The following is a 24396-nucleotide window of genomic DNA, read 5'->3' on the forward strand; positions in this document are numbered from 1 at the left end:
TTACTTCCTAAGGATTTTTCCAGTCAACAAATCTTGTATAGTCGATGGTTTCTTAGCGCCAGATGTTTTGCCTGTCATGATTTGGATTTGATGCCCAAAAACCTGATGACATTGCTTAGCTGTTTTCGCGGCTTGATGTCCGCTGTGGTTTGCGCTGGTGGAGACTAAGGCCATCCCAGTATCTTTACATAGTTTAGCGGTTAATGGGTGACTGCTAACGCGAATTGCAATGCTGGTATGTCTACCGGTGAGCCATTTAGGGCAATGTTTAGCGGCGGGGACTATCCAGGTATGAGGCTTTTTGGCATTGCCCCATGATTGCTGCATGTTGTGTATTTGAGATGGGCTAAGGGGCGCGATAAATCGTTCAAGATGATCAAAGCAATCGGCAACCAAGATTAAGCCTTTGTGTTGCGGCCTGCCTTTTAATCTCAAGATTTTTTGTACCGCTTTTCGGTTGGTAGGGTCGCAGCCAAGTCCAAATACAGCTTCGGTTGGATAGGCGAAAACCCCACCAATTTTTAAATAATGCCTAAGGCCACGGGCATTCAACGGGCATTAACCTTTAACTGCGCGGTAGCCAATGTCTTTGCGATATTGCGCGCCTGCAAATTTGATTCCATCAAGCGCTTGATAGGCTTGTGTTTGTGCATACTTCACTGTTTCACCTAGCGCTGTGACGCATAGAACACGACCGCCACTTGTCACTACTTGATCCCCATTTAAGGCGGTGCCAGCATGAAATACTTGCATATCATCCGAGCCAGTAGGTAAACCTGTAATCTCATCACCTGCACGTGGCGTGTCAGGATAGTTGGCAGCGGCCATGACAACGCCTAAAGCAGTACGCCTGTCCCATTCAGCTTCAATGGTGTTGAGCGTCCCATTCACTGCATGTTCCGCTAATTTGACCAAATCACTCTTTAATCGAAGCATGATGGGTTGTGTTTCAGGGTCGCCCATGCGGCAATTAAATTCTAATGTTTTAACATCGCCATTCGGACTAATCATGAGGCCTGCATATAAAAAGCCTGTGTACGGAATGCCATCAGCCGCCATGCCTTCGACAGTTGGCTTGATGATTTCGCGCATGACTTTTGCATGGATGGTCGGTGTGACAACAGGGGCTGGGGAGTACGCGCCCATGCCGCCAGTATTAGGGCCTTGATCACCATCAAGTAAGCGTTTGTGATCTTGGCTAGTGGCGAGTGGCAAGATATTTTTGCCATCTACCATCACAATAAAGCTAGCTTCTTCACCGGTTAAAAACTCTTCAATCACCACGCGTGCACCAGCACTGCCTAGTTTGTTATCTGAAAGCATAGAGTCAATAGCCGCGTGCGCTTCATCTAGTGACATCGCTACAACCACGCCTTTACCAGCAGCCAAGCCATCGGCTTTAATGACAATTGGAGCACCTTGTGCATTCACGTAATCATGCGCGGCATTTGCATCCGTGAAGGTGGCGTAAGCAGCGGTAGGAATGTTGTGACGAATCATGAAAGCTTTTGCAAAGTCTTTAGAACTTTCAAGTTGTGCAGCCGCCTTGGTTGGCCCGAAAATTTTAAGGTCAGCAGCACGAAATGCATCTACTACCCCTTGAGAAAGGGTGGCTTCAGGGCCAACAATAGTGAGGCCAATTTGTTCTTCTTGTGCAAATTTGACCAATTCTGGCACGCTGGTTATTGCGACGTTCACCATGTCTGGATTAAGGGCTGTGCCTGCATTACCTGGGGCGACAAAAACTCGGCTAACGGATTTGTTTTGCGCCACTTTCCAAGCTAACGCATGTTCACGTCCGCCACCACCAATAATCATGACTTTCATTGTTTATTCCTAATACTTAATTAATGACGGAAGTGACGGAAGCCTGTGAGCACCATTGCTAACCCATGTTCATCTGCCGCTGCAATGACCTCTTCGTCACGCATACTGCCGCCGGGTTGAATCACACATGAAGCGCCGGCTTCAGCAAGGACGTCTACACCGTCACGGAATGGGAAGAATGCATCAGAAGCAACCGCTGCGCCCTGCAATGCAAGGTTTGCGTTTTGCGCTTTGATGGCAGCAATCTTAGTGCTGTCCACACGGCTCATTTGCCCTGCGCCCACACCTAATGTCATGCCATTGCCACAGAATACAATCGCGTTAGATTTAACAAATTTAGCGACACGCCAAGCGAAGAGCAAATCTTCTAATTGTTTTGGGGTCGGTTGTTTTTTAGTCACAATTTTGAATTGCGCCGGGGTCACGTTTAACGCGTCTGGTGTTTGTACCAATAAGCCGCCACCAACACGTTTATATTCAAGCGTATTGAGTTCGCTACCAAGCGCAACGGTTAATACACGCACATTGGTTTTTGCGGCAAAAATTTCTTTTGCGGCAAATGACACTGCTGGCGCAATGACCACCTCAACGAATTGCTTTACCAAGGGTTCTGCCGTTGCCGCATCAATTTCACGGTTGAACGCGATGATGCCGCCAAATGCAGAAGTTGGGTCTGTGCTAAATGCTTTTTGATAGGTCTCAAGCAAAGTTGCGCCAATCGCAACGCCGCATGGATTGGCATGCTTCACAATCACGCAAGCTGGCACATCGAATGTTTTTACGCATTCCCAAGCCGCATCAGCATCGCCAATGTTGTTGTATGAAAGCTCTTTACCTTGTAGTTGCGTAAAGCTTGCAAGCGCGCCTGCCGGTACAGTTGCATCTCGATAGAAAGCAGCTTCTTGGTGTGGATTTTCGCCGTAACGTAAATCCATCACTTTAGTGAGCTGTGTTGAGTATTTATCTGGGAATGCTTGTTTCTCGCCAGTCGTAGTGAGGCTGGTGAGATAGTTGCTAATTGCACCATCGTATTCAGCCGTATGTGAAAAGGCCTTTTTCGCCAACATAATGCGTGTTTCAGCACCGACTGCGCCTTTGGTAGAAGTCATTTCGCGGGCAATAATAGCGTAATCTGCTGGGTCAGTCACAATCGCAACATGATGATAGTTCTTAGCCGCAGCACGTACCATGGTTGGGCCGCCGATGTCGATGTTTTCAATCGCGTCTTCTAAGCTACAGTTTGGTTTGGCAATGGTTTCGCGGAATGGATAAAGATTCACGACCACCATGTCGATGTTAGGAATGTTCGCTTCTTGCATGGCAGTCACATGCTCAGGCAAGTCACGACGGCCTAAAATACCACCGTGGACTTTAGGGTGTAGGGTTTTAACACGGCCATCTAACATTTCTGGGAAGCCTGTGTAGTCGCTGACTTCAATCACTGGAATGTTGTTTTCACGGAATAGTTTCGCAGTGCCGCCTGTTGATAAAATTTCTACGCCAAAGCTTTGCAAGTTTTTTGCAAACTCTAGAATACCTTGTTTGTCTGAAACGCTGATAAGTGCTCTTTTAATGACTGCCATGATGAAAGATTTCGATAAAAGTAATTGGAATGGAAAAGGGCTGAGTAAGCGGTGTACGCTTATTCAATATTGTATTGCTGTAATTTTTTTCTGAGGGTGTTGCGGTTTAAACCCAAGATTTCAGCAGCTTTGCTTTGGTTGCCACCAGCACGTTTCATAATGTGCTCAATCATTGGTTTCTCGATACAAGCAAGCACCATGTCATATACCGCATGCGGTGGTTGACCGTCTAAATCCTTGAAATACTCATTGAGCGCAAGCTCCACGCTCATCGCTAGTTCACATTTTGAACTCATGCTGCGAGCACCTCGCCGTTAGCTTCCACTTCATCAGTGGCATATTGAATGCGTGTATCTTGTGATTGCAGATGGTTAAAAAAGTCGTTAATCGCGTTCAATTGTTCATCAATCGTTTGCAATTGATTCATTGCATGACGGAAATTAGACGAATCTTTCAAGCCTTTGGTGTACCAGGAGATGTGCTTACGAGCGACCCGCATTCCTGTTAAGTCACCATAAAATTCATATAAATCGTGTAAATGGCCTAGCATCACGCTACGGATTTCTTCAACCTCTGGTGCAGGCATATGCTCGCCAGTGGCTAAATAATGTTCAATTTCGCGGAAAATCCAAGGGCGGCCTTGTGCGGCACGACCAATCATGACCCCGTCAGCGCCTGTGTACTCTAGGACGAATTTAGCCTTTTCAGGGGTGGTAATATCGCCATTGGCGATGAGTGGAATGTTGATGGCTTGTTTAACTTCCGCAATGGTGTCGTACTCAGCATCGCCCATGTAAGCGCAAGCGCGAGTGCGGCCGTGCATGGCTAAGGCTTGTATACCAATATCTTCCGCCATTCTTGCGACCGCAACGGCATTGCGATTTTGCTTATCCCAGCCAGTGCGAATTTTAAGTGTGACTGGCACATCAACCGCAGCAACGACCGCTTTGAGAATTTGAGAAACGAGGGGCTCGTCTTTTAAAAGCGCTGAACCCGCCATGACGTTACAGATTTTTTTGGCTGGGCAGCCCATATTGATATCAATGACTTGTGCGCCATGGTCTACATTATATCGAGCAGCATCCGCCAGAATTTTTGGATCTGCACCTGCAATTTGCACTGAGATCGGTGCTACTTCACCTTCATGATTGGCGCGTCTCAAGGTCTTTTCACTGCCATATAGTAGGGAGTTTGACGTCACCATTTCGGATACGGCATACCCTGCACCTAGCTTTTTACAAAGCATGCGGAAAGGCCTGTCGGTTACGCCCGCCATAGGGGCAACGACAAGGTTGTTACGCAGTTTGTATGGACCAATTTGCACGGGTGATTTTAAACCTTACGAGAAAGCTGCCTATTTTATACGCAAACTGCCCTTCTTAAAACCTAAATTTGCTTATTTTTTGAACAGCTTAGCAATTTTTTCCGTGCGATATTTTTTCTTAGCGCGTTTTAGCTTTATTTAGGGAGTTCTGACCAGGCGTAACCTAATACAGTCATTTTTTCTTTTATTTCTGACATCGCAGTGTCGATGGACGTTAAATCGCCCTTCATGCCAAGTTCAATTGTGCGCCTTGTATCCAAGCGGGGGAGGCTAAAGAGCTTGAGTTGAGGATATTTGCTTGTCATTTCATTCATGAAGTCTAACAAACTACTTTCCCCTGCATCCATCACTAAAATAGATAACTCGCTAATGATGACTTGGTGAAAAAAATGTTGGTAGTGCGTATCTAGCACCCACTCCATCATCGGGTGAGACATTTGTGGAAAGCCGGGCATAAAGTAATGCTGTTTTACACTAAAGCCTGCAATCCGATTGACTGGATTTGGAATTAAATCAGCCCCTTTGGGAAAGTCTGCCATCAAAACCCTTTTAGGATAAGCGGCTTCACCAAATTGCGCTTCAATTTCAGCCACTGCGCCAGCATGACGCTCGATGGGTACATTGATTGCCTCTGCTGCCGCTTGCCTTGTAAAGTCATCGGGCGTGGCACCAATACCGCCAAAGGAAAATACGATATCGTTGGTGGCTAAACTGCGTTTGAATGAAGCCACTAAACGCGCTGGGTCATCGCCTAAATACTCAGCCCAGCTTAATTGTAAGCCGCGTGCTTTTAAGATTTCAATGGCTTTGCTTAAATGGGCATCTTGGCGTTTGCCTGAGAGAATCTCATCGCCAATCACGTAAATGCCGATATTTGGAATGTCTTTAGTCATCATTAATGCGCCGCTTCCCAATTGTTACCCACGCCAACCTCAGCCAATAATGGCACATCAAGTTTGGCCACGTTCTGCATGAGCTGTGGCAACATTGTTTTGACTAAATCTAATTCTGCTTCAGGCACTTCAAGTACCAGCTCATCGTGAACTTGCATGATGAGTTTGGTTTGTAGTTGTTGAGCGGCGATCCAATTCTGAACGGCAATCATGGCAAGTTTAATCAGGTCGGCTGCGGTGCCTTGCATAGGGGCGTTAATGGCAGCTCGTTCTGCGCCAGCGCGACGCATGCCGTTGCTGCTATTAATTTCTGGTACCCATAGGCGTCTGCCAAAGTAGGTCTCTACATACCCTTTTTGTTTGGCGAGTTCGCGCGTGTCTTGCATGTAAGCTCGGACGCCTGGATAACGCGCAAAATAGCGTTCGATATAGCTTTGGGCGGCGCTACGGTCGATGTTGAGGTTTTGCGCTAAACCAAATGCACTCATGCCATAAATCAACCCAAAGTTAATCACTTTGGCATAACGACGTTGTTCGCTGGTGACGGCTTCACGCTCGCATCCGAAAATCTCAGCGGCTGTTGCTCTGTGAATATCTTCGTTGTTAGCAAATGCGCTCAGCATGCCGTCATCTTGTGAAAGATGTGCCATGATGCGGAGCTCAATCTGTGAATAGTCGGCAGAGACAATGACGCTGCCAGTAGGCGCGATAAATGCTTCACGAATACGGCGACCTTCAGCGGTTCGTACAGGAATGTTTTGTAAGTTGGGATCTGAGCTTGCTAGACGGCCCGTAATGGCTACCGCTTGGTTGTAGCTTGTATGTACGCGCCCAGTTTGCGTATTAATCATTTTTGGCAGCTTGTCTGTATAGGTCGACTTTAGTTTTGCCAACCCACGATACTCCAGTAGTACCTTGGGTAACGGGTAATCAAGCGCTAACTCTTGAAGTACGTCCTCATCGGTTGAAGGGGCGCCAGAAGGTGTTTTTTTGGTAGGCTTAATGCCAAGCTTGCCGAACAAAATCTCTTGTAGTTGTTTTGGGGAGGCTAAATTAAAAGGCTGGCCTGCAAGCTCGAAGGCTTGTTTTTCCAAGTCCATTAACTTCATGCCGATTTCATTGCTTTGGCGGTTAAGCATGCCTTGGTCGATCAGCACGCCATTGCGCTCAATCGTAAAAAGCACTTCGCGAGATGGCATTTCAACTTGGCTGTAAATGAAGTCTAACTTGTCATCAGCTTGAATGACTGGATACATGGCTTGGTGTAATTGCAGGGTAATGTCTGCATCTTCTGCTGCGTAAGCTGCAGCCACCTCAACAGTGACTTGATTAAATCCAACCTGCTTAGCTCCCTTGCCAGCGATTTCATCAAAGCTGATGGTTTTGATGCCCAAATGGCGCATCGCCAGGTCATCCATATTGTGCGTTTTATGTGATTCAAACACATATGACTGCAGCAACGTGTCATGCGCAATGCCACGTAGGGCAATGCCATGATTAGCTAATACATGTTGGTCATATTTTAGATTCTGCCCAACTTTCTTGATGGCTGAATTTTCTAGAATGGGCCTCACTTTGGCTAAAGTTGCTGCTAAGTTAAGTTGAGCTGGTGCATCAAAATAATCATGCGTCAGTGGCAAATAAGCCCCCGAGCCAGCCTCAATGCTAAATGACATGCCGACGATTTTTGCAGTCATCGGGTCTAGTGACGTTGTTTCGGTATCAAAGCAAACTAGTTTAGCTTGGTTGATTTTGTCGAGCCAAACATCTAAATCAGCTTCACTCAGAATGGTTGCATAATTGCGGGTAGTGATTGGGGTGTAATCAACAGTCGTTTCTGTTGGGGGTGTATTAACAGTTTCGCTGGTGGGCGCGAATAAATCGCCACTACTTGTTGGCACGGTAAGTGGTGTCACACTCACAGGCTCACCACCCATTGAATCTAATTCACGGCGCCAAGACTTAAAATCAAAGTGCTCAAACAATTCCGCCAGTTTATTTTTGTCCATTGCTCGTGGTGCAAGATCGCCTAAAGATTCTTGTATGCCGACATCACAACGAATCGTAATCAGTTCGCGCGCAGTTGGTATCCAAGGCAAGGCTTTACGTAAGTTTTCACCCACGACACCTGTAATTTCATCGGCATGCGCAACAATATTATCCAACGTGCCATATTGGGTGAGCCATTTGACCGCTGTTTTTGGGCCAACTTTTTCCACCCCTGGCACATTGTCGGAAGTGTCGCCGATTAAGGTGAGGTAATCAATAATGCGTTCAGGAGGCAAACCAAACTTATTGGTCACGCCAGCGATATCAAGGACTTCGTTGCTCATGGTATTCACGATGGTGACGTGTTCATTCACCAACTGAGCAATGTCTTTATCACCTGTAGAAATAATGACGCGGATACCTTCGCGTTCAGCTTGTTTAGCAAGCGCGCCGATAACATCGTCCGCCTCAACGCCTTCTTCCATAATCAGGGGCCATCCCATTGCCTTGATTGCCTCGTGCAGTGGCTCAACTTGTGCACGTAAATCGTCAGGCATTGAGGCGCGATTGGCTTTATATTCTGGATAAATGTCGTCGCGGAAGGTTTTGCCTTTTGCATCAAAAATACACGCGCTATAATCAGCTGGGTATTCTTTATGTAAGCGTCTTAGCATGTTGAGTACGCCTTGAATCGCGCCAGTTGGCTCGTTTTGCCGATTGCGTAAATCTGGCATGGCGTGAAAGGCACGATAAAGGTAGGATGAACCATCCACTAACAACAATGTTTTCATATTTGGGTCTACATTATGTCTGTTACAAAAAAAGTACCAAAAATCGCCGATCCTGATTTTCAGGGCGACCATCAAACAGCAAACGAATCCTGGCACGCATTTGAGATTATGGCAGAATTCGTCGGTGCAACGGAAAGCCTGAAAGAAATCACACCAGCCGTTTCTATTTTTGGCAGTGCTCGCACAAAACCAAAGCACGCTGATTATCTGTTAGCTGAAAAAATTGCACGGCTACTTTCCGATGCAGGTTTTACAGTCATATCGGGGGGGGGGGCCAGGCATCATGGAAGCGGCTAATAAAGGCGCGCATCCCGGTATATCTCCAAGTGTTGGGCTCAATATTAATTTGCCACATGAGCAAACCAGCAATCCTTATCAAGACATCAGTCTGGATTTCAAACATTTTTTTATGCGTAAAGTGATGTTTGTGAAATACGCATCTGCTTATGTGGTCATGCCGGGGGGCTTCGGCACTTTGGATGAATTGCTCGAGGCGATGACGCTGGTGCAAACAGGAAAGTCACGTCGTATTCCAATTATTCTAGTGGGCACCAAATTTTGGGGTGGTTTGGTTGACTGGTTTCGTAAAACCTTGATCTCAGAAGCCATGATTGAGGCCGATGATATGGACTTAATCCAAGTGATTGACGATCCTCATGAGGTGGTTGCAGCGATATTTAAGCATTACGAAACGCGTGGCTTTGAGCTTTCCGCCGCTGAACGTAAGACGCAGCTTTATCTCTAGGACAAAAACGCTTTACCGACAAGCATAGCTTTTTGATAGAATGAAATTTATCTTAGTTTTTGCGCATTAAGCGCGGGAATCCTATGCGTATTCAACATTTGTTTTTGCTTTTAGTGTTAGCTTCCCCCATCACTTACATGTCTGCTCAAGCGGCAGATAAAAAGCCAGTGCCCGCGGATGTAGAGCCCTTGCCTGAAGCGTTGCCACCACCGGGTGTGATTGAGGCTAATCCGAATGATGAGCCAGAAATCACCATTGTCAAAAAAGGTGAAACAACTGTTGAAGAATACCGCATGCATGGTGAGCTTTACATGCAAAAAATCACGCCTTCAACTGGCAAGCCTTATTATTTGATGAAGCAAGATCAAGAAGGAGGATGGTCTAAGTTTGATGGGCCAGCAGCCCCTTTAGTCATTCCTAAGTGGGTGATTTTTAGATTCTAAATTTTGCTTCATGACGGGGGTTTATTTCCATTGAAAACGCCTGTTTAATTTAAAGCATTTAACGTAAAGCTGTTATGTCCGTATTTACCACCGTCTCTAAAGATGAATTAATTCCTTGGCTCCAAGCATACCCATTAGGGGAGTTACTTGAGCTCCAAGGTATTTCATCTGGCATCTCGAATACCAACTACTTTGTGACCACGACCACGGGTCGCTATGTGCTGACTTTATTTGAAGAGCATGGCGCAGAAGAGTTGCCGTACTTTTTAAGCTTGATGACCCACTTAGCAGAGCGTGGTGTGCCGTGTCCGCACCCAGTGATGCGCCTCGACGGCGTCATGTTAGATGAGCTCAATGGCAAGCCAGCGGCTATGGTCACTTGCCTTGCTGGCCGTGATGTTGTTAAGCCATCTGTTGCGCAGTGTGCCGAATTAGGCAAAGTGCTCGCCAATTTGCATGTGGCCGGTGCCAGTTTTACTGGCAATAATCAAGATACGCGAGATGTCGTTTGGCGTGAAGCAGCGGCTAAGAGCGTTTTAGATTTTTTGAGCGCTGATGATCAAGTGATGCTCAAGCAAATGATGGATCGCCAAGCGCGATTAGATCTTCAAGTACTACCACAGGGCGTCATTCATGCGGATTTATTCCGTGATAATGTTTTATTTGATGGCGACAAAATCGGTGGTGTGATTGATTTTTATTACGCTTGTCGTGGCGCTTATCTTTACGATGTTGCGATTGCAGTGAATGATTGGTGCGTCAACGATGATGGTTCATTAGATGCATCACGCGTGAAAGCGTTGATCACAAATTATCATCAGATAAGGCCATTCACCCAAGCGGAACATGCTGCCTGGCCAAGCATGCTAACCATTGCTGCGCTTCGATTTTGGTTATCGCGCTTAAAAGATAAGCACTTTCCTCAAGCGGGGGAATTGACACACGCGAAAGACCCGCAGCACTTTAAGAAAATATTACAATGGGGCATTACGCATCAAGCTGAAATCTCAGCGATGTGGGTTTAATAGATTGAAATTGGAAAAAATATGACGTTTAGATCAAAAGTGAAACTAGGTTTTAGCTGGGTGACTGACAGTTTAGCGCTTTTCAAACAGCATCCTGCTAAGTGGATGGGTTTGTCTTCCCTGTATCTCGTTTTTTTTCAGTTCTTACCCATTCTGCTACTCGGCATTATTGAGCAAATTAATCAAGCGCATGGCTCGATCATTATCTTGTTTTTGGTTGGTTTATTGGGTTTGGCGTTAACGTTTAGCTGGCCAATTTTTACTTCAGTCGTGATTGGTGTTTGTCGCGAAACGCACGCCGAAAGAACGACCTCAGTGACAGAAATTTTTCATCGAGTGAAGCCACACGCGCAACAATTAATCTTCTTGGGGGTGGTTTTCTTTGTCTATCGTTTAATTATGATTGCACTGACAGAAGCTGACATTCAATCGATGGATATCCAACAGATGGATAAAGAGGTGATGCCTATTGGTTTTTGGTGGTTAATGCTTAAATTGTTGATCTTGCAAGTACCACTTTTATTAGCCACCTGGTACTCTCCGCTGCTGATTTCCTATCATCAATATTCTGTATTTAAGTCTATTGGGCACAGTGTTTGGGCTGCCTTACACAATATCACGGCATTGGTTACCGCTTGGGTCGCCCTGACATTAGCGGTTGTGGGCGTGATGTTAGTCCTTGGCCTTGTGATTGGTGTGATCGCAATTTTCGCAAAAGGGATTGCGGCGTTTCTAGGCATGATGCTCATTATGTTTGTGTCGTTAATGGCAACGGCCTTCTTATTCTCCATCCAATACTTCAGTTTCTTGTCGATGTATTACAAAAAAGGCGAAGATTTCGTTAGCTAAGCTGATGATGCAAAACTAGATCTGAATTACGCTTTTTCTAGTTTTGCATATTCCATCGCAAGCCACTTAAGGCCTTCCCGTCCAAAGTTAATTTGGATGCGCATATCGCTGGCATTCCCCTCGTAGCTCACCACCACACCTTGCCCAAATTTAGCATGTGTTACGGCTTGGCCTATCTTCCAAGGCATCGCCGATTTTTGTTCGCTACTGCTCACTGTTGGTGCGCCTTGATAGCTGTTGTCATAATGACTAGACATGCTTGGTTTTGGGGCTGGTTTGCTGTTCAGGCGTTTTAACAAAGCATCAGGAATCTCATCTAAAAATCGCGAAGCAATGCCATAACGAATTTGCCCATGGAGCATGCGGCTTTGCGCGTGGCTCAAGTAAAGTCGTTGTCTTGCGCGGGTCACTGCTACATACATCAAGCGACGTTCTTCCTCTAAGCCGTTATTTTCGTACAGGCTATTTTCATGCGGGCATAAGCCCTCTTCTAGCCCGCTGATAAATACTCCTTTAAACTCCAATCCTTTTGCGGCATGAACCGTCATCATCTGCAAAGCGTCAGCCCCAACATCTGCTTGGTGTTCACCTGCCTCAAGACTGGCATGGGTTAAGAATTCAGTCAGGCCGCTGCTATTATCTTCTAGGGCATCGCTATTATTATTCATAAAGCTTACCGCGGCGTTAATCAACTCATCCAAGTTGGCGATACGGTCTTCGCCTTCTTTTTCTAGTTGATAGAAGTTTTTGAGGCCAGACATCGTGGTTGCAATCTCAGTCATTTCAGTGAGCGTTATGCCTTTTGCATCATCTTGAATTTGCTTAATCAACGACACAAAGCCCTCCAAGCCTTTACCTGGACGCCCATTGCCAACCTTGTTAATCGCGGCTTGCCACAGGCTACAATCCTGCGCGCGTGCTGATTCTTGAAGTTGCTCCAAGCTACGCGCACCAATGCCGCGAGTTGGGAAATTAATTACGCGTAATAAAGCGACATCATCTTCTGGATTGTTAATCAGCCGTAAATACGCCATAGCATGTTTAATTTCGGCACGCTCAAAAAAGCGCAGCCCACCGTAAACGCGATAAGGAATATTGTTTGAAAATAGCGCATGTTCAATCACACGAGATTGCGCGTTGGATCGATAGAGTAGGGCGATATCATTAAGCGCCCAGCCATCGCTGTGGAGCATCTTGACTTCATCAACAATAAAGCTCGCTTCATCTATGTCGTTATAGGCTTGATAAACACGGACCGGCTCTCCCTCGCCAGCGGATGTCCATAAGTTCTTACCCAAGCGATTTTTGTTATTTGAAATAATCGCATTGGCCGCATCCAAAATATTGCTGTGTGAGCGGTAGTTTTCTTCGAGTTTTACAATGTTCTGTACTTTAAAATCCACCTCAAAGTCACGCATATTGCCCACGCGCGCACCGCGGAAAGCGTAAATCGATTGGTCATCGTCCCCCACTGCAAAAATACAGTTATTCGGTTCTTCTTTGCCCATGCCAGCAAATAACTTGAGCCACATATATTGCAGTTTGTTGGTGTCTTGAAACTCATCGACCAAGATGTATTTAAAGCGTGCTTGGTAATGCTTGCGAATATTGGTGTCGCGACTTAAAAGCTCATAGCAACGCAACAATAACTCCGCAAAATCCACCACGCCTTCGCGTTGGCATTGCTTGTCGTATTCTTCAAAAATCTCACGCATGCGCTGTGAGTGTGGGTCATAAGCATCCACGCTGTGCGCACGCAGGCCTTCTTCTTTGCAGCTATTGATATAGCCCATTACTTGTTTAGGTGGGAATTTCTCATCATCTACATTCATGACTTTCATCAGGCGCTTAATCGCAGAAAGCTGATCGGCAGAATCTAAAATCTGGAAAGTAGCAGGCAATAAAGCTTCACGATGGTGGGCTCTTAGTAAGCGATTGCATAGCCCGTGAAAAGTCCCCACCCACATACCGCGCGTATTAATCGGCAACATTGCGGTCAGTCTTGTGAGCATTTCTTTCGCGGCTTTATTGGTGAACGTGACCGCTAATAATCCAGTAGGCGAAACCTGACCTGTTTGAATCAACCAAGCAATCCGCGTCGTGAGCACGCGTGTTTTGCCACTGCCAGCACCCGCTAAAATGAGCGCGGATTGATGTGGCAAAGTCACCGCTTCTAATTGCTTGTTATTGAGTCCGGTAAGGAGTGAATCTTGAGATGCGTTTGATGTTGTCATGTTGAGATTATCGCAGGTCGGTGCTACTTCGAGAACCACTTAAACGTGATTAAATAATCTTGAACTTTACTCAAGTATTGTCGGTCTTTAGTAGTGCGATGGTGATGTTGAATATTCAATGAATAATCAAGTCACTGTCCCACGCTTCCCTCCCTGAGCGTGGCGCCTTTTAAGGCATTTCGCCCCGACCGATCCCCTTGGTCGGGGCTTTTTTTCACACTTTACTTGCCAGTTTACTGGCTTATGGCATGTGAACAATCGGCTTCAGCTGATATGTTCCATGGACACAACCCTTGCGGTTGGTAAATTGGGGAAGCCCCTTGCGGGCTTGGCGCAAAACAAATCGCTTTAGCGATTATGATTTTGCGGACAAGCCACTTGCTGGCTTTGGTGAAATTCTCGGCGAAGATAAACTTGATAATTAGTAAATCCGAAAACTTCTCTTGATGTCATTCCAGCCTAAGAGCCAATATTCATTTTAATTAGCACATCAACTTCAAAATGGACCCCGCATTAGATGCGGGGTGACGGTGTGCAGTCTTGTTGGCTTTGATGAATCTAGACAATAAAAAACCCGCCGAAGCGGGTTTTTTATTTCGATGCTTAAGCAAGCAAAGATTACATCATACCGCCCATGCCACCCATACCACCCATATCACCACCACCCATTGCTGGTGCGTCATCTTTAGGTAGTTCAGCAATCATGCAGTCTGTTGTGAGCATTAAGCCAGCCACTGAAGCTGCGTTTTGCAATGCAGAACGCGTTACCTTAGTTGGATCTAGCACGCCCATTTCAACCATGTCGCCGTAAGTTTCGTTAGCAGCGTTGTAGCCGTAGTTGCCTTTGCCGGCAGCTACGTTGTTAACTACGACTGATGGTTCACAGCCAGCGTTTTGAACGATTTGACGGAGTGGCTCTTCAACAGCACGCAATACAATTTTCACGCCAGCATCTTGATCGTGGTTGTCGCCTTTTACTTTAGCAATTGCATCACGTGCACGAATCAACGCTACGCCGCCGCCAGCCACAATACCTTCTTCAACCGCTGCGCGTGTTGCGTGTAATGCATCTTCCACACGTGCTTTTTTCTCTTTCATTTCGATCTCAGTGGTTGCGCCAACTTTAATCACAGCAACGCCGCCTGCTAGTTTTGCAACACGTTCTTGCAATTTTTCACGGTCGTAGTCGCTTGTTGCATCTTCAGCTTGTTTTTTCACTTGGTCGATACGTGCTTTAATGTTGTCTTCAACGCCAGCACCGTCGATGATGATGGTGTTTTCTTTACCTACTTCGATACGTTTAGCTTGGCCTAGATCTTCTAACTTGATGTTTTCAAGTTTCAAACCCAATTCTTCAGCAATCACAGTACCACCTGTCAAGATAGCGATATCTTCTAACATCGCTTTACGACGATCACCGAAACCAGGGGCTTTAACAGCACAAGTTTTTAAGATGCCACGGATGTTGTTTACCACCAATGTTGCTAATGCTTCGCCGTCGATATCTTCAGCGATAATCAACAGTGGACGACCTGCTTTAGCCACTTGTTCAAGTGCTGGAAGCAAATCACGGATGTTAGAGATTTTTTTGTCATATAAAAGCACGAATGGATTGTCCATTAATGCGATTTGACGTTCTTGGTTATTGATAAAGTATGGTGATAGGTAACCACGGTCGAATTGCATGCCTTCTACAACATCTAGTTCATTTTGTAAGCCTGAACCATCTTCAACAGTAATCACGCCTTCTTTACCCACTTTGTCCATTGCGTCAGCAATAATTTGGCCAACTGAAGCGTCTGAGTTCGCTGAAATAGAGCCAACTTGCGCGATTTGTGCGCTTGTTGTACATGCAACAGATTGTTTTTGAAGGTCAGCAACAGCAGCTTCAACAGCTTTGTCAATGCCACGCTTCAAATCCATTGGGTTCATGCCAGCGGCAACAGATTTCATGCCTTCGCGGATGATTGCTTGTGCTAAAACTGTTGCAGTTGTTGTGCCGTCACCAGCGATATCGTTAGTTTTGCTTGCCACTTCTTTTACTAATTGCGCACCCATGTTTTCGAATTTGTCTTTTAATTCGATTTCTTTAGCAACTGACACACCATCTTTAGTGATGGTTGGAGAGCCATATGAACGCTCTAACACTACATTGCGGCCTTTAGGGCCCAAAGTTACGCGCACTGCGTTAGCTAAAATATTTACACCATTCACCATTTTTTGGCGAACGTCATCACCAAATCTTACGTCTTTAGCAGCCATCTTAAATCTCCTTAATTACTTAATTAATTACTAAAATTCTTTAATGCAAAAAGGGAAGAAGCGATTAAGCCTCGATTACACCCATGAGGTCTGACTCAGTCATCACCAAGAATTCGTCACCGTCGATTTTGACGGTTTGGCCAGCGTATTTGCCGAACAACACTTTATCGCCCACTTTAACGTCAAGTGTCATCACTTTGCCGTTGTCATCTTTTTTACCTGGACCCACTGCGATTACTTCGCCTTGATCTGGTTTTTCAGTGGCTGTGTCTGGAATCACAATGCCAGATGCAGTGGTACGCACTTCTTCTAAACGCTTAACGATCACGCGATCGTGTAAAGGACGAATTTTCATAAACGAACTCCTTAATAATTGAATAAATAACGAATAACAAAAATCTTAAAATGCATTTTAGCACTCCTGTCCATCGACTGCTAATACTTTGGGGCGGGGTTGGGAATTTCAAGAGGAAGGATGAAATCTTTTGACACGAAAATGTTGGAAATAAAATCTATCGGCAAATTCAACGCAATTTCTACGCAATCAGCGATAATAAGGGTATTGCCAGTGTTGGGTGAAAGGATACGCATTTTGAGTGAAATCGTGGGACAAATAGGTATGCAGCCAGCGGTCATTGAACAATTGAATTTAGCATTTGATGCTGACCAAGACCGTTTGTTATTCAAAGTAGGTTTGTCGGACAATACCGAGCTTGCAATTTGGATTACGCGGCGGATTGCAAAGTCGATTACTGCTTGGTTGCAAGGGAGCCAAGCTGCGGTTGATTTGCCTATGCAAGTCGTGGTGATGAATGCCCAAGGTGGCTTAGATCCGGTTACTCCTAACACGATTTCTGCGACATCAATTAGCCCGGAGGCTAGTTCAGGCGCAGAAGCACAATTACAAGCTGCAGCACCAAATTTAGACTTTAGTAAGCAATATTTGGCAAATCGTACATCACGCCTTCAAGCCCCTATGTTGGCGACCATATGCAAAGTATTGAGTGATAACGCAACCCAATTTGTACTGGAATTTACTGCTAAAGAAGGCATTAATGCCCAAGTTTCTTTTAATGCGGAGCTGAAGATTGCCTTTGGCAATATGTTGCAATTAGCCGCAAAAGAGGCGGCTTGGGATATTGGCGTGCAAAACAGCCACTTTGTGACCCCGCAAATGCGTTCAAATCAGGTTTTACATTAGTGAACAATCAAGACTTACTTAATCGAAGCTTAAAGTCTGTTTGGCATCCTTGCACACAGATGAAAGCGCACGAAACTTTGCCATTGCTACCCATTGCCAGTGGCGAGGGTGTCTGGCTTAAGGATTTTGAGGGTAAGCGTTATTTAGATGGTGTAAGTTCATGGTGGGTTAATTTATTTGGGCATAACGAGCCGCGCATTAAAGCTGCCATTAGTGAGCAGTTGAACACCTTAGAGCACGTTATGTTGGCAGGCTTTACGCATGCGCCAGTGGTGCAGTTATCGGAAAAGCTAGGTGTGCTCACTGGGCTTGGTCATTGTTTTTATGCTTCGGATGGTGCCTCTGCGACTGAAATAGCGCTCAAAATGAGCTTTCATTATTGGCGCAACATTGGTCAGCCAGAAAAGAATCAATTTTTAAGTCTACAAAATAGCTATCACGGTGAAACCATCGGTGCTTTATCGGTGACAGATGTCGCTATTTTCAAAGATACTTATGCGCCCTTGCTTCGTCAAAGTGCACAAATGCCATCACCAGATGCACGCCTGGCTGAATCGGGTGAGAGCGCCGAAGCTTACGCAAATCGCTGTGCAGATTTTTTAGAAGCCTATATAAAGCAACATCATGCTGACATTGCAGCATTTATTATTGAGCCATTGATTCAATGTGCTGCTGGTATGGGGATGTACTCCTCGGTTTATCTCAAGCGTGCGGGAGAAATCTGTTCGCAATATCAAGTGCATTTGATTGCGGATGAAATTGCGGTGGGCTTTGGTCGAACAGGGACGATGTTTGCTTGTGAACAAGCCAATATTAAGCCTGATTTTATTTGTCTTTCAAAAGGCATTACCGCCGGTTACTTGCCTTTATCAGTCACGCTGACGACGGATAAAATTTATGAGGCATTTTATGACGATAGCGTGGCGCGGGGCTTTTTACATTCACATAGTTACACTGGCAATGCTTTGGCTTGTAGTGCGGCTTTGGCGACCTTGGCGATCTTTGAGCAAGACGATGTGCTCTCTAAAAACCAAACCAAGACGGCTTATATCAATAATCAAATTAGCACGTGGCATGATCTGCCAATCGCGCATGTCCGTAATCAAGGCATGATTTGGGCATTTGATGTGCAAACAAATAATCAGCAATTTCAACGCGCGTTTTATCAACAAGGTTTGGAAAAAGGCTTATTGCTGAGACCGATTGGTCATACTGTCTATTGGATGCCACCCTATGTGATTAGCCAGGATGAAATAGATTTTATGGTCAATACAACCAAGCAATTGGTCACTGCGTGCGCTTAATCTTCGTCCTTTTATTGGTGATTTCCTCCGAGCTAACCTTCGCTCAAAGTTCGCTATTACCTACGCCTGTTATGCAAGCACTGCAATCGGAAAATGTGCCAGTAGAAAATGTCAGTATTTATGTTCAGCGCGTAGACGCCCCGCAAGCATTATTAACTTATCAGTCGGATGTGCCGCGTAATCCAGCATCCGTGATGAAGTTAGTGACAAGCTATGCAGCGCTTGATTTGCTCGGCCCATCTTATCGTTGGAAAACACAATTTTATGGCTTAAATCAGCCTCAGCAAGGCAAGCTAAAAGGTGGGATTTGGATTAAGGGTTCAGGTGACCCCGCCTTAAATACGGCACATTTAATTGAAGCGGCCAGTGAGCTTAAACAAAAGTATGGATTGGATGAAATTTGCTGTGAAATCTATTTGGATAACAGCGCTTATGCACCCCAAAACTTTGATCCGGCTTCCTTTGATGGGAAGCCCACTCGTGCTTACAACGCGCCAGCAGAGGCCTTGATGGTGAATCAGCAGGCCATTCGTTTGCAACTTATTCCTAGTAGCGAAAAAGTAACGGTGGTCGCTTACCCCAGTTGGCAGTGGTTGATTAAGCGCACAGATATTAAGCCTGTGGTGGGCGAGTGTGGGGATTGGAAAAACGGCCTTCAAATTAAGCGTGAGGGACGGGTATTAAATCTTCGTGGTGAATATCCCATGAGTTGTGGAAATAAGTATTTAGATGTGAATTGGCAAGGGACAGAATACGTCGGTGGGCTTTTTTATAGCGCTTGGGAGCAGGCGGGTGGACGCTGGGCGCTGGCAGATGGAACGCAAACACGCATGGAGAGTGTGCCAGAAAATGCAACCTTGCTTGTAGAACATACGTCCCCAACGCTAGCAGAAATGCTGCGTGAAATGAATAAGACCAGTAACAATGTGATGGCACGTGCCCTTTATTTAAGCTTGAGTCGTTTGAATGACCCATTACAAGCAGCTTCGATTGCTAAAAGTGAATTGATGATGAAGACTTGGTTACAAAATAAAGGATTTAATTTTGATGAATTGGTGCTTGAAAACGGTGCAGGGCTCTCAAGGATTGAGCGAATTAGTGCTTCACATTTAGGCGTTTTACTTGGCGATGCTTTCCGAAGCCCAGTCATGGCCGAACTTACGGCTTCTTTGCCTATCTACGGTGTAGATGGGTCACTAAGCAAACGTAAAGACGCCGGTGTGTTCGGACGCGCGCACTTAAAAACAGGCTCATTAGATAGCGTAAGAAGTCTCGCTGGTTATGTACTCGATGCTAAAGGCCGTTATTGGTCGGTCGTCTTTATCGCAAATGGCGCTAAGTCAGAAGCCACCCGGCCAGCTCAAGATGCACTGTTAAACTGGGTATATCAACAGGATTAAATGATTGGAGCTTGGTCAATCAAGTCAGTTTGATTGAATCCGATCTTGTAACTCGGGTATGATAATTAAGATTTTTATTTTGGAGCGAAATATGAAAAAAAGTACCTTAATGGCAAGCGCTTTAATGATTGCCATGCTCGCTATCACTGGCTGTAAAGCCGATTCAAAAACATCCACGAAGGAAACTGCAATGACACAAAATATCACAGAACTCGTCAAAAATGACACGGTCGTTGGTGAGGGTCGCGAGGCTGAAGCTGGCTTTAATGTGACCGTGCACTATACAGGCTGGTTATATGACCCAAGCAAGGCAGAGGGTAAAGGCACTAAGTTTGATAGTTCATTAGATCGTCATGAGCCTTTTGTGTTTTTCTTAGGTGGTGGCCAAGTGATTCAAGGATGGGATGAAGGCTTTGCTGGCATGAAAGTGGGCGGTAAACGTACGCTCATCATCCCGCCAAACATGGGTTATGGTGTTCACGGCGCTGGTAGTGTGATTCCGCCAAATGCAACATTGATTTTTGATGTTGAGTTGTTAGGGATTAAATAAGGCACACAATTTCAACCTTTTGTTTTGGTAAGGGCAACGCAATGAAAGTAAGAGTGAAATGGGTGGAAGACGTCTGTTTTATGGGCGAGGCGGAAAGTAGTCATGCAGTCATCATGGATGGCTCGCCAGAGATTGGCGGACGTAATCTCGGCATGCGTCCAATGGAAATGTTGCTGCTCGCAATGGGGGGATGTTCGTCTATTGATGTGGTGACGATTCTTAAAAAATCACGTCAACCAATTACCAATTGCGTTGCTGAAATTACTGCTGAACGTGCGGATGAAATTCCAAAAGTATTTACCAAGATTCACGCACATTTTGTGGTCACGGGTAAAAATCTCAATGCCACGCAGGTTGAGCGTGCGGTGAGTTTATCTGCTGATAAGTATTGTTCAGCCTCTATTATGCTCGGCAAAGCGGCGGAAATGAGCCACAGCTTTGAGATTCAAGAGGCTGAATAGCTTTTAGTTGCTTGCTTCAATGATTGAAACAGTCAGTACATCGCCTGTTTCAATCACTTCAAATAGTCGGTCGATATTTGGGTGCTTGCCTGGATTTTCTTCTGCATCTTGCGTGTGTTCTGCATAAATTTCCAAGCCATCTGTTGCAGCATCTTTGTTGATGCTGCCCCATTTTTTCAATAAATGATGGTACACCTTCACCGAGCCTTGGCTCCCAGGTTTGTTTTCAATCAAGCCTGCATTTGACCCATCAGCTTTAGCCAATTCAATTTTTTGAATATGATCGCTGTTTTCTAAACTGGCTAAAACTTCGCTAAATTTCTTCATGTGTCTTTGCTGACGCTTTCTTTTTTACGATTGATTTATAAATGGTAGGTGGTTGAAGTCATGACTTTTGACATACCCTGCATTGCCGCTTTAATGGGGCTTGGTAGTTCTGCCCCACCTAAGTGTATCGCTGTAGCTGCATGTTCGGCTTCGTCTATTTTCATTTGTTCTAGAATGGCCCGGCTTTTGTCATCGTTAGTAGGTAGCGCATCTAAATGTTGATTGAGATGCTCGCCGACTTGGCGTTCCGTTTCGGCTAGAAAACCTAAATTCCATTTGTCACCAAGTGCGCCAGCAATTGCCCCAAGCGTGAAGGATCCAGCATACCAAATCGGATTTAGAAAACTGGTGTGGCCACCAAGTTCGTGTATGCGCTTTTCACACCAAGCCAAATGTTCGGTTTCTTCTTTTGATGCATGTTCTAAGGCGCGCACAGTTTGAGGATTTTGGGTCGTCAGCGCCTGGCCGTTATAAAGCGCTTGGGCACACACCTCGCCACAATGATTAATCCGCATCAGTGCAGCAGCATGTCGCTTCTCTTCAGCGTTTAACTCGGTAGTTTGCGAAATGTTTTGATCTGGATGTGGGCGAACGCTACGCGCAGTTGCCGCTAAGGTTTTTAAGCCTTTGTCGAATTCGATAATGAGTCGGTCTAGCATGGGTTATACCAGTGAGGTCTTAATAAAACTAAGCCTGAGGGTAGCATTGCCTACCCTCAGGGAAGATGATTATTTCTTACTCGGCGCTAAAATATCAATACCTTTTAGCAAGTTAACTGCTTGCATAAATTGGTAGTCAGTTTTAGTGCCAGCTTCCATTGGTGCTTTATCAGCAGACTGTTTGTCGTCTTTTTTCACTGTAGGCGGTTTAGGTGTTTCTTTTGCTGGGGCTTCCGCTTCTTTAGGATTAGATAAGTGATTGCTTAAATCCGCTTCGCGCAAGTTCATGCCTTGATCAGCAGTATTCACCGTTGCATCCTCTACGATGATGTCTGGCACGATCCCTTTGGCTTGAATAGAGCGGCCGTTTGGTGTGAAGTAGCGAGCAGTCGTGAGTTTGATCGCAGTGCCATTATTCATCGGTAGAATGGTTTGCACAGAGCCTTTACCAAAACTTTGTGTGCCCATGATGACTGCACGTTTGTGATCTTGCAACGCACCAGACACAATTTCTGAAGCAGAAGCAGAACCGCCGTTGATTAACACCACCATCGGTACCGTTTTGATGTCAGCAGGCAAGTCCTTCAGGAAGTCACCAGCTTCGCCACCACGTGAATAGTTTGCGGCATTCGCAGTCAAACGCATTTTCGCGTCTTCTGTTCGGCCTTCTGTGTAAACCACAAGTGCATCTTTTGGCACAAATGCAGAAGTAATGCCAACTGCAGCAGTAATTAAACCGCCTGGATTGTTACGCAAATCGAGCACTAAGCCTTTCAGTGGTGCTTTGTTTTGCTCACGCAGTGTTTTAATTGCTTTAGCTAAATCAGCAGCTGAGTGTTCTTGGAATTGCGTAACTCGAAGATATGCGTAACCAGGCTCTGGCAATTTGTACTTTACACTCTGAGTTTTGATGATTGCACGTACTAAGGTGATGTAAAGTGGTTTAACTTCACCTTTACGTAAAATAGTTAGCTTGATTGGCGTGTTGGGTTTGCCGCGCATGAGCTTGACTGCATCATTGAGTGTCAAACCTTTCACTAACTTATCATCTAGCTGCATAATCAAATCGCCAGATTTCACCCCTGCTTTGAACGCTGGAGAGTCTTCGATTGGAGAGATGACTTTCACCAAGCCATCCTCCATGCCAACCTCAATACCTAGGCCACCAAATTCGCCTTGTGTGCCAGCTTGCAAATCTTTGTAGCCATCAACATCTAAGAATGATGAGTGTGGATCTAATCCGGTTAACATTCCGTTAATCGCTTCATTGATTAACTTCTTATCTGGTACTGTTTCTACGTAGTCACTTTTAATTTTGCCGTACACCTCAGCAAAGGTGCGTAGCTCATCAAGCGGAAGCTGAGGCTTCGCGTCTTTTTCGGCCACTGCCGGATAGTTGAGACTTAAGCTGACGCCTAAAACTGCGCCTATCACTACTAAGCTGATTTTTTCAAATTTTGTACGCATGAAATAAAAATTCCTTCACTGACTTTTAAATGACAAATAACCCAAAAGGGCAATTAAAAATGATGCTTGAGATAATATCGTGTTGCACGACTTTAACCAATTGAAATAACATGTCCCCAGGTATTTTTGCATAGCAAGGTCACATGAAAACACAAACAAACAAGCTTGAAATCGAATATTGCACACAATGTCATTGGTTACTTCGCGCTACCTGGATGGCACAGGAACTTTTAACGACCTTTAACACAGACATTACAAGTTTAGCGCTAGTTCCTGGCACCGGTGGTATTTTTGAAGTCAGACTCAATGATGCAGTCATATGCTCACGTAAAGCAACAGGGCGGTTCCCAGAGTCCAAGGAGTTAAAACAGTTAGTGCGCGATGTAATTGACCCTGAAAGGCCACTTGGGCACAGTGACCGTTAGAAATATTGGTGTTTACTTAGTCTGTTTGCTGAGGTCGGTGCTTGCAAGTTCTTTTGCATCAACACGACGAGCCCCAGTAAAGCGTTTTGACCAGTAACTATCATTCATGTCAGCAACGCTAATGCTGCTGCCCGCACTTGGTGAGTGAATAAAACGGTTGTTGCCAACGTAAATGCCAACGTGTGAATAAACAGATTTCATCGTGTTAAAAAACACTAAATCACCCGGCTTTAATTCTTTTTCTGGCACATTTTGACCCACTTGACTCATCGCCCTTGCACCGTGCGGCAAGGTTAGGTTTGCCGCCTCTTTAAATACATAACGAACGAAGCCACTGCAATCAAAGCCTGAGTCAGGATTAATGCCACCATATTTATATTTCACGCCTGTTTGGCTTAGGGCATGCAGAATAATTTCTTGTGCAACACTTGTCCAAGAGCTGTTTGACTCAGCTTCTTGAACCTGGTTGGGCGTCGCAGGGGTCTCGTCATGGGTCGACGATAAGAACGGAAAATCAAATGCCAAGGCAATGTTTGACAGGCCTAACAAGAGACTTAACACGACAAAGCATGATGTTTTTTTCCAATTTTTCATCAGCATATTATAAAACGAAGCCGTCATTTTTCCTAATCCACCA

The 24396-nt window shown here is 45.4% G+C and carries 23 protein-coding genes and 1 pseudogene; 10 read left to right on the forward strand and 14 right to left on the reverse strand.

Annotated features, from left to right (window positions below):
- The 7 genes from tsaC to polA form a co-directional block, all read right to left on the reverse strand.
- The gene (gene tsaC, locus BN1209_RS01435) at positions 1–552 is read right to left on the reverse strand and encodes an L-threonylcarbamoyladenylate synthase type 1 TsaC (protein WP_045750628.1); all 552 of its coding nucleotides are present in this window, start codon (positions 550–552) and stop codon (positions 1–3) included.
- A 6-nt stretch (positions 553–558) separates the two neighbouring features.
- On the reverse strand, positions 559–1827 hold the full coding sequence (purD, locus tag BN1209_RS01440; protein WP_045750629.1) for a phosphoribosylamine--glycine ligase: 1269 nt from the start codon (positions 1825–1827) through the stop codon (positions 559–561).
- Between the two features lie 20 nt (positions 1828–1847).
- A complete protein-coding gene (purH, locus tag BN1209_RS01445) occupies positions 1848–3410 on the reverse strand; it encodes a bifunctional phosphoribosylaminoimidazolecarboxamide formyltransferase/IMP cyclohydrolase (protein WP_045750630.1) in 1563 nt (520 codons plus the stop codon).
- 59 nt (positions 3411–3469) lie between these two features.
- Positions 3470–3706, reverse strand: coding sequence for a helix-turn-helix domain-containing protein (locus tag BN1209_RS01450; RefSeq protein WP_045750631.1), 237 nt, complete (start codon positions 3704–3706; stop codon positions 3470–3472).
- Positions 3703–4734 (reverse strand): tRNA dihydrouridine synthase DusB, encoded by a 1032-nt coding sequence (gene dusB / locus BN1209_RS01455; protein WP_045750632.1) that lies wholly within the window; start codon positions 4732–4734, stop codon positions 3703–3705. Before dusB ends, BN1209_RS01450 begins: the two co-directional genes overlap by 4 nt.
- Before the next feature lie 134 nt (positions 4735–4868).
- A complete protein-coding gene (locus BN1209_RS01460; RefSeq protein WP_045750633.1) occupies positions 4869–5630 on the reverse strand; it encodes a competence/damage-inducible protein A in 762 nt (253 codons plus the stop codon).
- A complete protein-coding gene (gene polA, locus BN1209_RS01465) occupies positions 5630–8407 on the reverse strand; it encodes a DNA polymerase I (RefSeq protein WP_045750634.1) in 2778 nt (925 codons plus the stop codon). The genes BN1209_RS01460 and polA overlap by 1 nt, the downstream gene beginning before the upstream one ends.
- Positions 8408–8422: 15 nt before the next feature.
- Here polA and BN1209_RS01470 point away from each other — a divergent pair.
- The 4 genes and pseudogenes from BN1209_RS01470 (at position 8423) to BN1209_RS01485 (ending at position 11469) form a co-directional block, all read left to right on the forward strand.
- Positions 8423–9152 (forward strand): annotated as a pseudogene (locus BN1209_RS01470) (LOG family protein).
- 83 nt (positions 9153–9235) lie between these two features.
- A complete protein-coding gene (locus BN1209_RS01475; protein WP_045750635.1) occupies positions 9236–9595 on the forward strand; it encodes a DUF2782 domain-containing protein in 360 nt (119 codons plus the stop codon).
- Between the two features lie 74 nt (positions 9596–9669).
- A complete protein-coding gene (gene thrB / locus BN1209_RS01480) occupies positions 9670–10620 on the forward strand; it encodes a homoserine kinase (RefSeq protein WP_045750636.1) in 951 nt (316 codons plus the stop codon).
- Between the two features lie 21 nt (positions 10621–10641).
- Positions 10642–11469: a hypothetical protein gene (locus tag BN1209_RS01485; RefSeq protein WP_045750637.1), complete on the forward strand. Its 828-nt coding sequence runs from the start codon at positions 10642–10644 to the stop codon at positions 11467–11469.
- 26 nt (positions 11470–11495) lie between these two features.
- Here the strand turns inward: BN1209_RS01485 and BN1209_RS01490 are convergent, their stop codons facing one another.
- The 3 genes from BN1209_RS01490 to BN1209_RS01500 all read right to left on the reverse strand — a co-directional run bounded on the left by BN1209_RS01490 (position 11496) and on the right by BN1209_RS01500 (position 16320).
- On the reverse strand, positions 11496–13703 hold the full coding sequence (locus tag BN1209_RS01490) for a UvrD-helicase domain-containing protein (RefSeq protein WP_045750638.1): 2208 nt from the start codon (positions 13701–13703) through the stop codon (positions 11496–11498).
- A 618-nt stretch (positions 13704–14321) separates the two neighbouring features.
- Entirely contained in the window at positions 14322–15965 is a 1644-nt protein-coding gene (groL, locus tag BN1209_RS01495; protein WP_045750639.1) for a chaperonin GroEL, read from the reverse strand.
- A gap of 64 nt (positions 15966–16029) precedes the next feature.
- Positions 16030–16320 (reverse strand): co-chaperone GroES, encoded by a 291-nt coding sequence (locus BN1209_RS01500; protein ID WP_045750640.1) that lies wholly within the window; start codon positions 16318–16320, stop codon positions 16030–16032.
- Between the two features lie 141 nt (positions 16321–16461).
- On the opposite strand from BN1209_RS01500, the gene BN1209_RS01505 reads away from it, so the two are divergent.
- The 5 genes from BN1209_RS01505 to BN1209_RS01525 all read left to right on the forward strand — a co-directional run bounded on the left by BN1209_RS01505 (position 16462) and on the right by BN1209_RS01525 (position 20881).
- The gene (locus tag BN1209_RS01505; RefSeq protein WP_144402526.1) at positions 16462–17166 is read left to right on the forward strand and encodes a hypothetical protein; all 705 of its coding nucleotides are present in this window, start codon (positions 16462–16464) and stop codon (positions 17164–17166) included.
- Positions 17166–18470 carry an adenosylmethionine--8-amino-7-oxononanoate transaminase gene (gene bioA / locus BN1209_RS01510; RefSeq protein WP_045750642.1) on the forward strand — a complete coding sequence of 435 codons (1305 nt, stop codon included), beginning with the start codon at positions 17166–17168 and terminating at the stop codon, positions 18468–18470. Before BN1209_RS01505 ends, bioA begins: the two co-directional genes overlap by 1 nt.
- 71 nt (positions 18471–18541) lie before the next feature.
- Positions 18542–19870 (forward strand): D-alanyl-D-alanine carboxypeptidase/D-alanyl-D-alanine endopeptidase, encoded by a 1329-nt coding sequence (dacB, locus tag BN1209_RS01515; protein ID WP_052661065.1) that lies wholly within the window; start codon positions 18542–18544, stop codon positions 19868–19870.
- Between the two features lie 91 nt (positions 19871–19961).
- Positions 19962–20420: an FKBP-type peptidyl-prolyl cis-trans isomerase gene (locus BN1209_RS01520; RefSeq protein WP_171816489.1), complete on the forward strand. Its 459-nt coding sequence runs from the start codon at positions 19962–19964 to the stop codon at positions 20418–20420.
- Between the two features lie 41 nt (positions 20421–20461).
- Positions 20462–20881 carry an OsmC family protein gene (locus BN1209_RS01525; RefSeq protein ID WP_045750643.1) on the forward strand — a complete coding sequence of 140 codons (420 nt, stop codon included), beginning with the start codon at positions 20462–20464 and terminating at the stop codon, positions 20879–20881.
- A 3-nt stretch (positions 20882–20884) separates the two neighbouring features.
- Here BN1209_RS01525 and BN1209_RS01530 read toward each other — a convergent pair whose 3' ends face one another.
- The 3 genes from BN1209_RS01530 to BN1209_RS01540 form a co-directional block, all read right to left on the reverse strand.
- Positions 20885–21208 carry a DUF2322 family protein gene (locus tag BN1209_RS01530; RefSeq protein ID WP_045750644.1) on the reverse strand — a complete coding sequence of 108 codons (324 nt, stop codon included), beginning with the start codon at positions 21206–21208 and terminating at the stop codon, positions 20885–20887.
- Positions 21209–21243: 35 nt separating this feature from the next.
- Positions 21244–21867: a 2-polyprenyl-3-methyl-6-methoxy-1,4-benzoquinone monooxygenase gene (gene coq7, locus BN1209_RS01535; protein ID WP_045750645.1), complete on the reverse strand. Its 624-nt coding sequence runs from the start codon at positions 21865–21867 to the stop codon at positions 21244–21246.
- A 69-nt stretch (positions 21868–21936) separates the two neighbouring features.
- Positions 21937–23334 (reverse strand): S41 family peptidase, encoded by a 1398-nt coding sequence (locus BN1209_RS01540; RefSeq protein ID WP_045750646.1) that lies wholly within the window; start codon positions 23332–23334, stop codon positions 21937–21939.
- Positions 23335–23477: 143 nt separating this feature from the next.
- Here BN1209_RS01540 and BN1209_RS01545 point away from each other — a divergent pair, with 143 nt between their 5' ends.
- The gene (locus BN1209_RS01545; RefSeq protein WP_045750647.1) at positions 23478–23759 is read left to right on the forward strand and encodes an Rdx family protein; all 282 of its coding nucleotides are present in this window, start codon (positions 23478–23480) and stop codon (positions 23757–23759) included.
- A 12-nt stretch (positions 23760–23771) separates the two neighbouring features.
- Here BN1209_RS01545 and BN1209_RS01550 read toward each other — a convergent pair whose 3' ends face one another.
- A complete protein-coding gene (locus BN1209_RS01550; RefSeq protein ID WP_045751890.1) occupies positions 23772–24353 on the reverse strand; it encodes a C40 family peptidase in 582 nt (193 codons plus the stop codon).
- Positions 24354–24396 lie beyond the last annotated feature (43 nt).

It is taken from the genome of Candidatus Methylopumilus turicensis (assembly GCF_000953015.1).
Taxonomy (GTDB): domain Bacteria; phylum Pseudomonadota; class Gammaproteobacteria; order Burkholderiales; family Methylophilaceae; genus Methylopumilus_A; species Methylopumilus_A turicensis.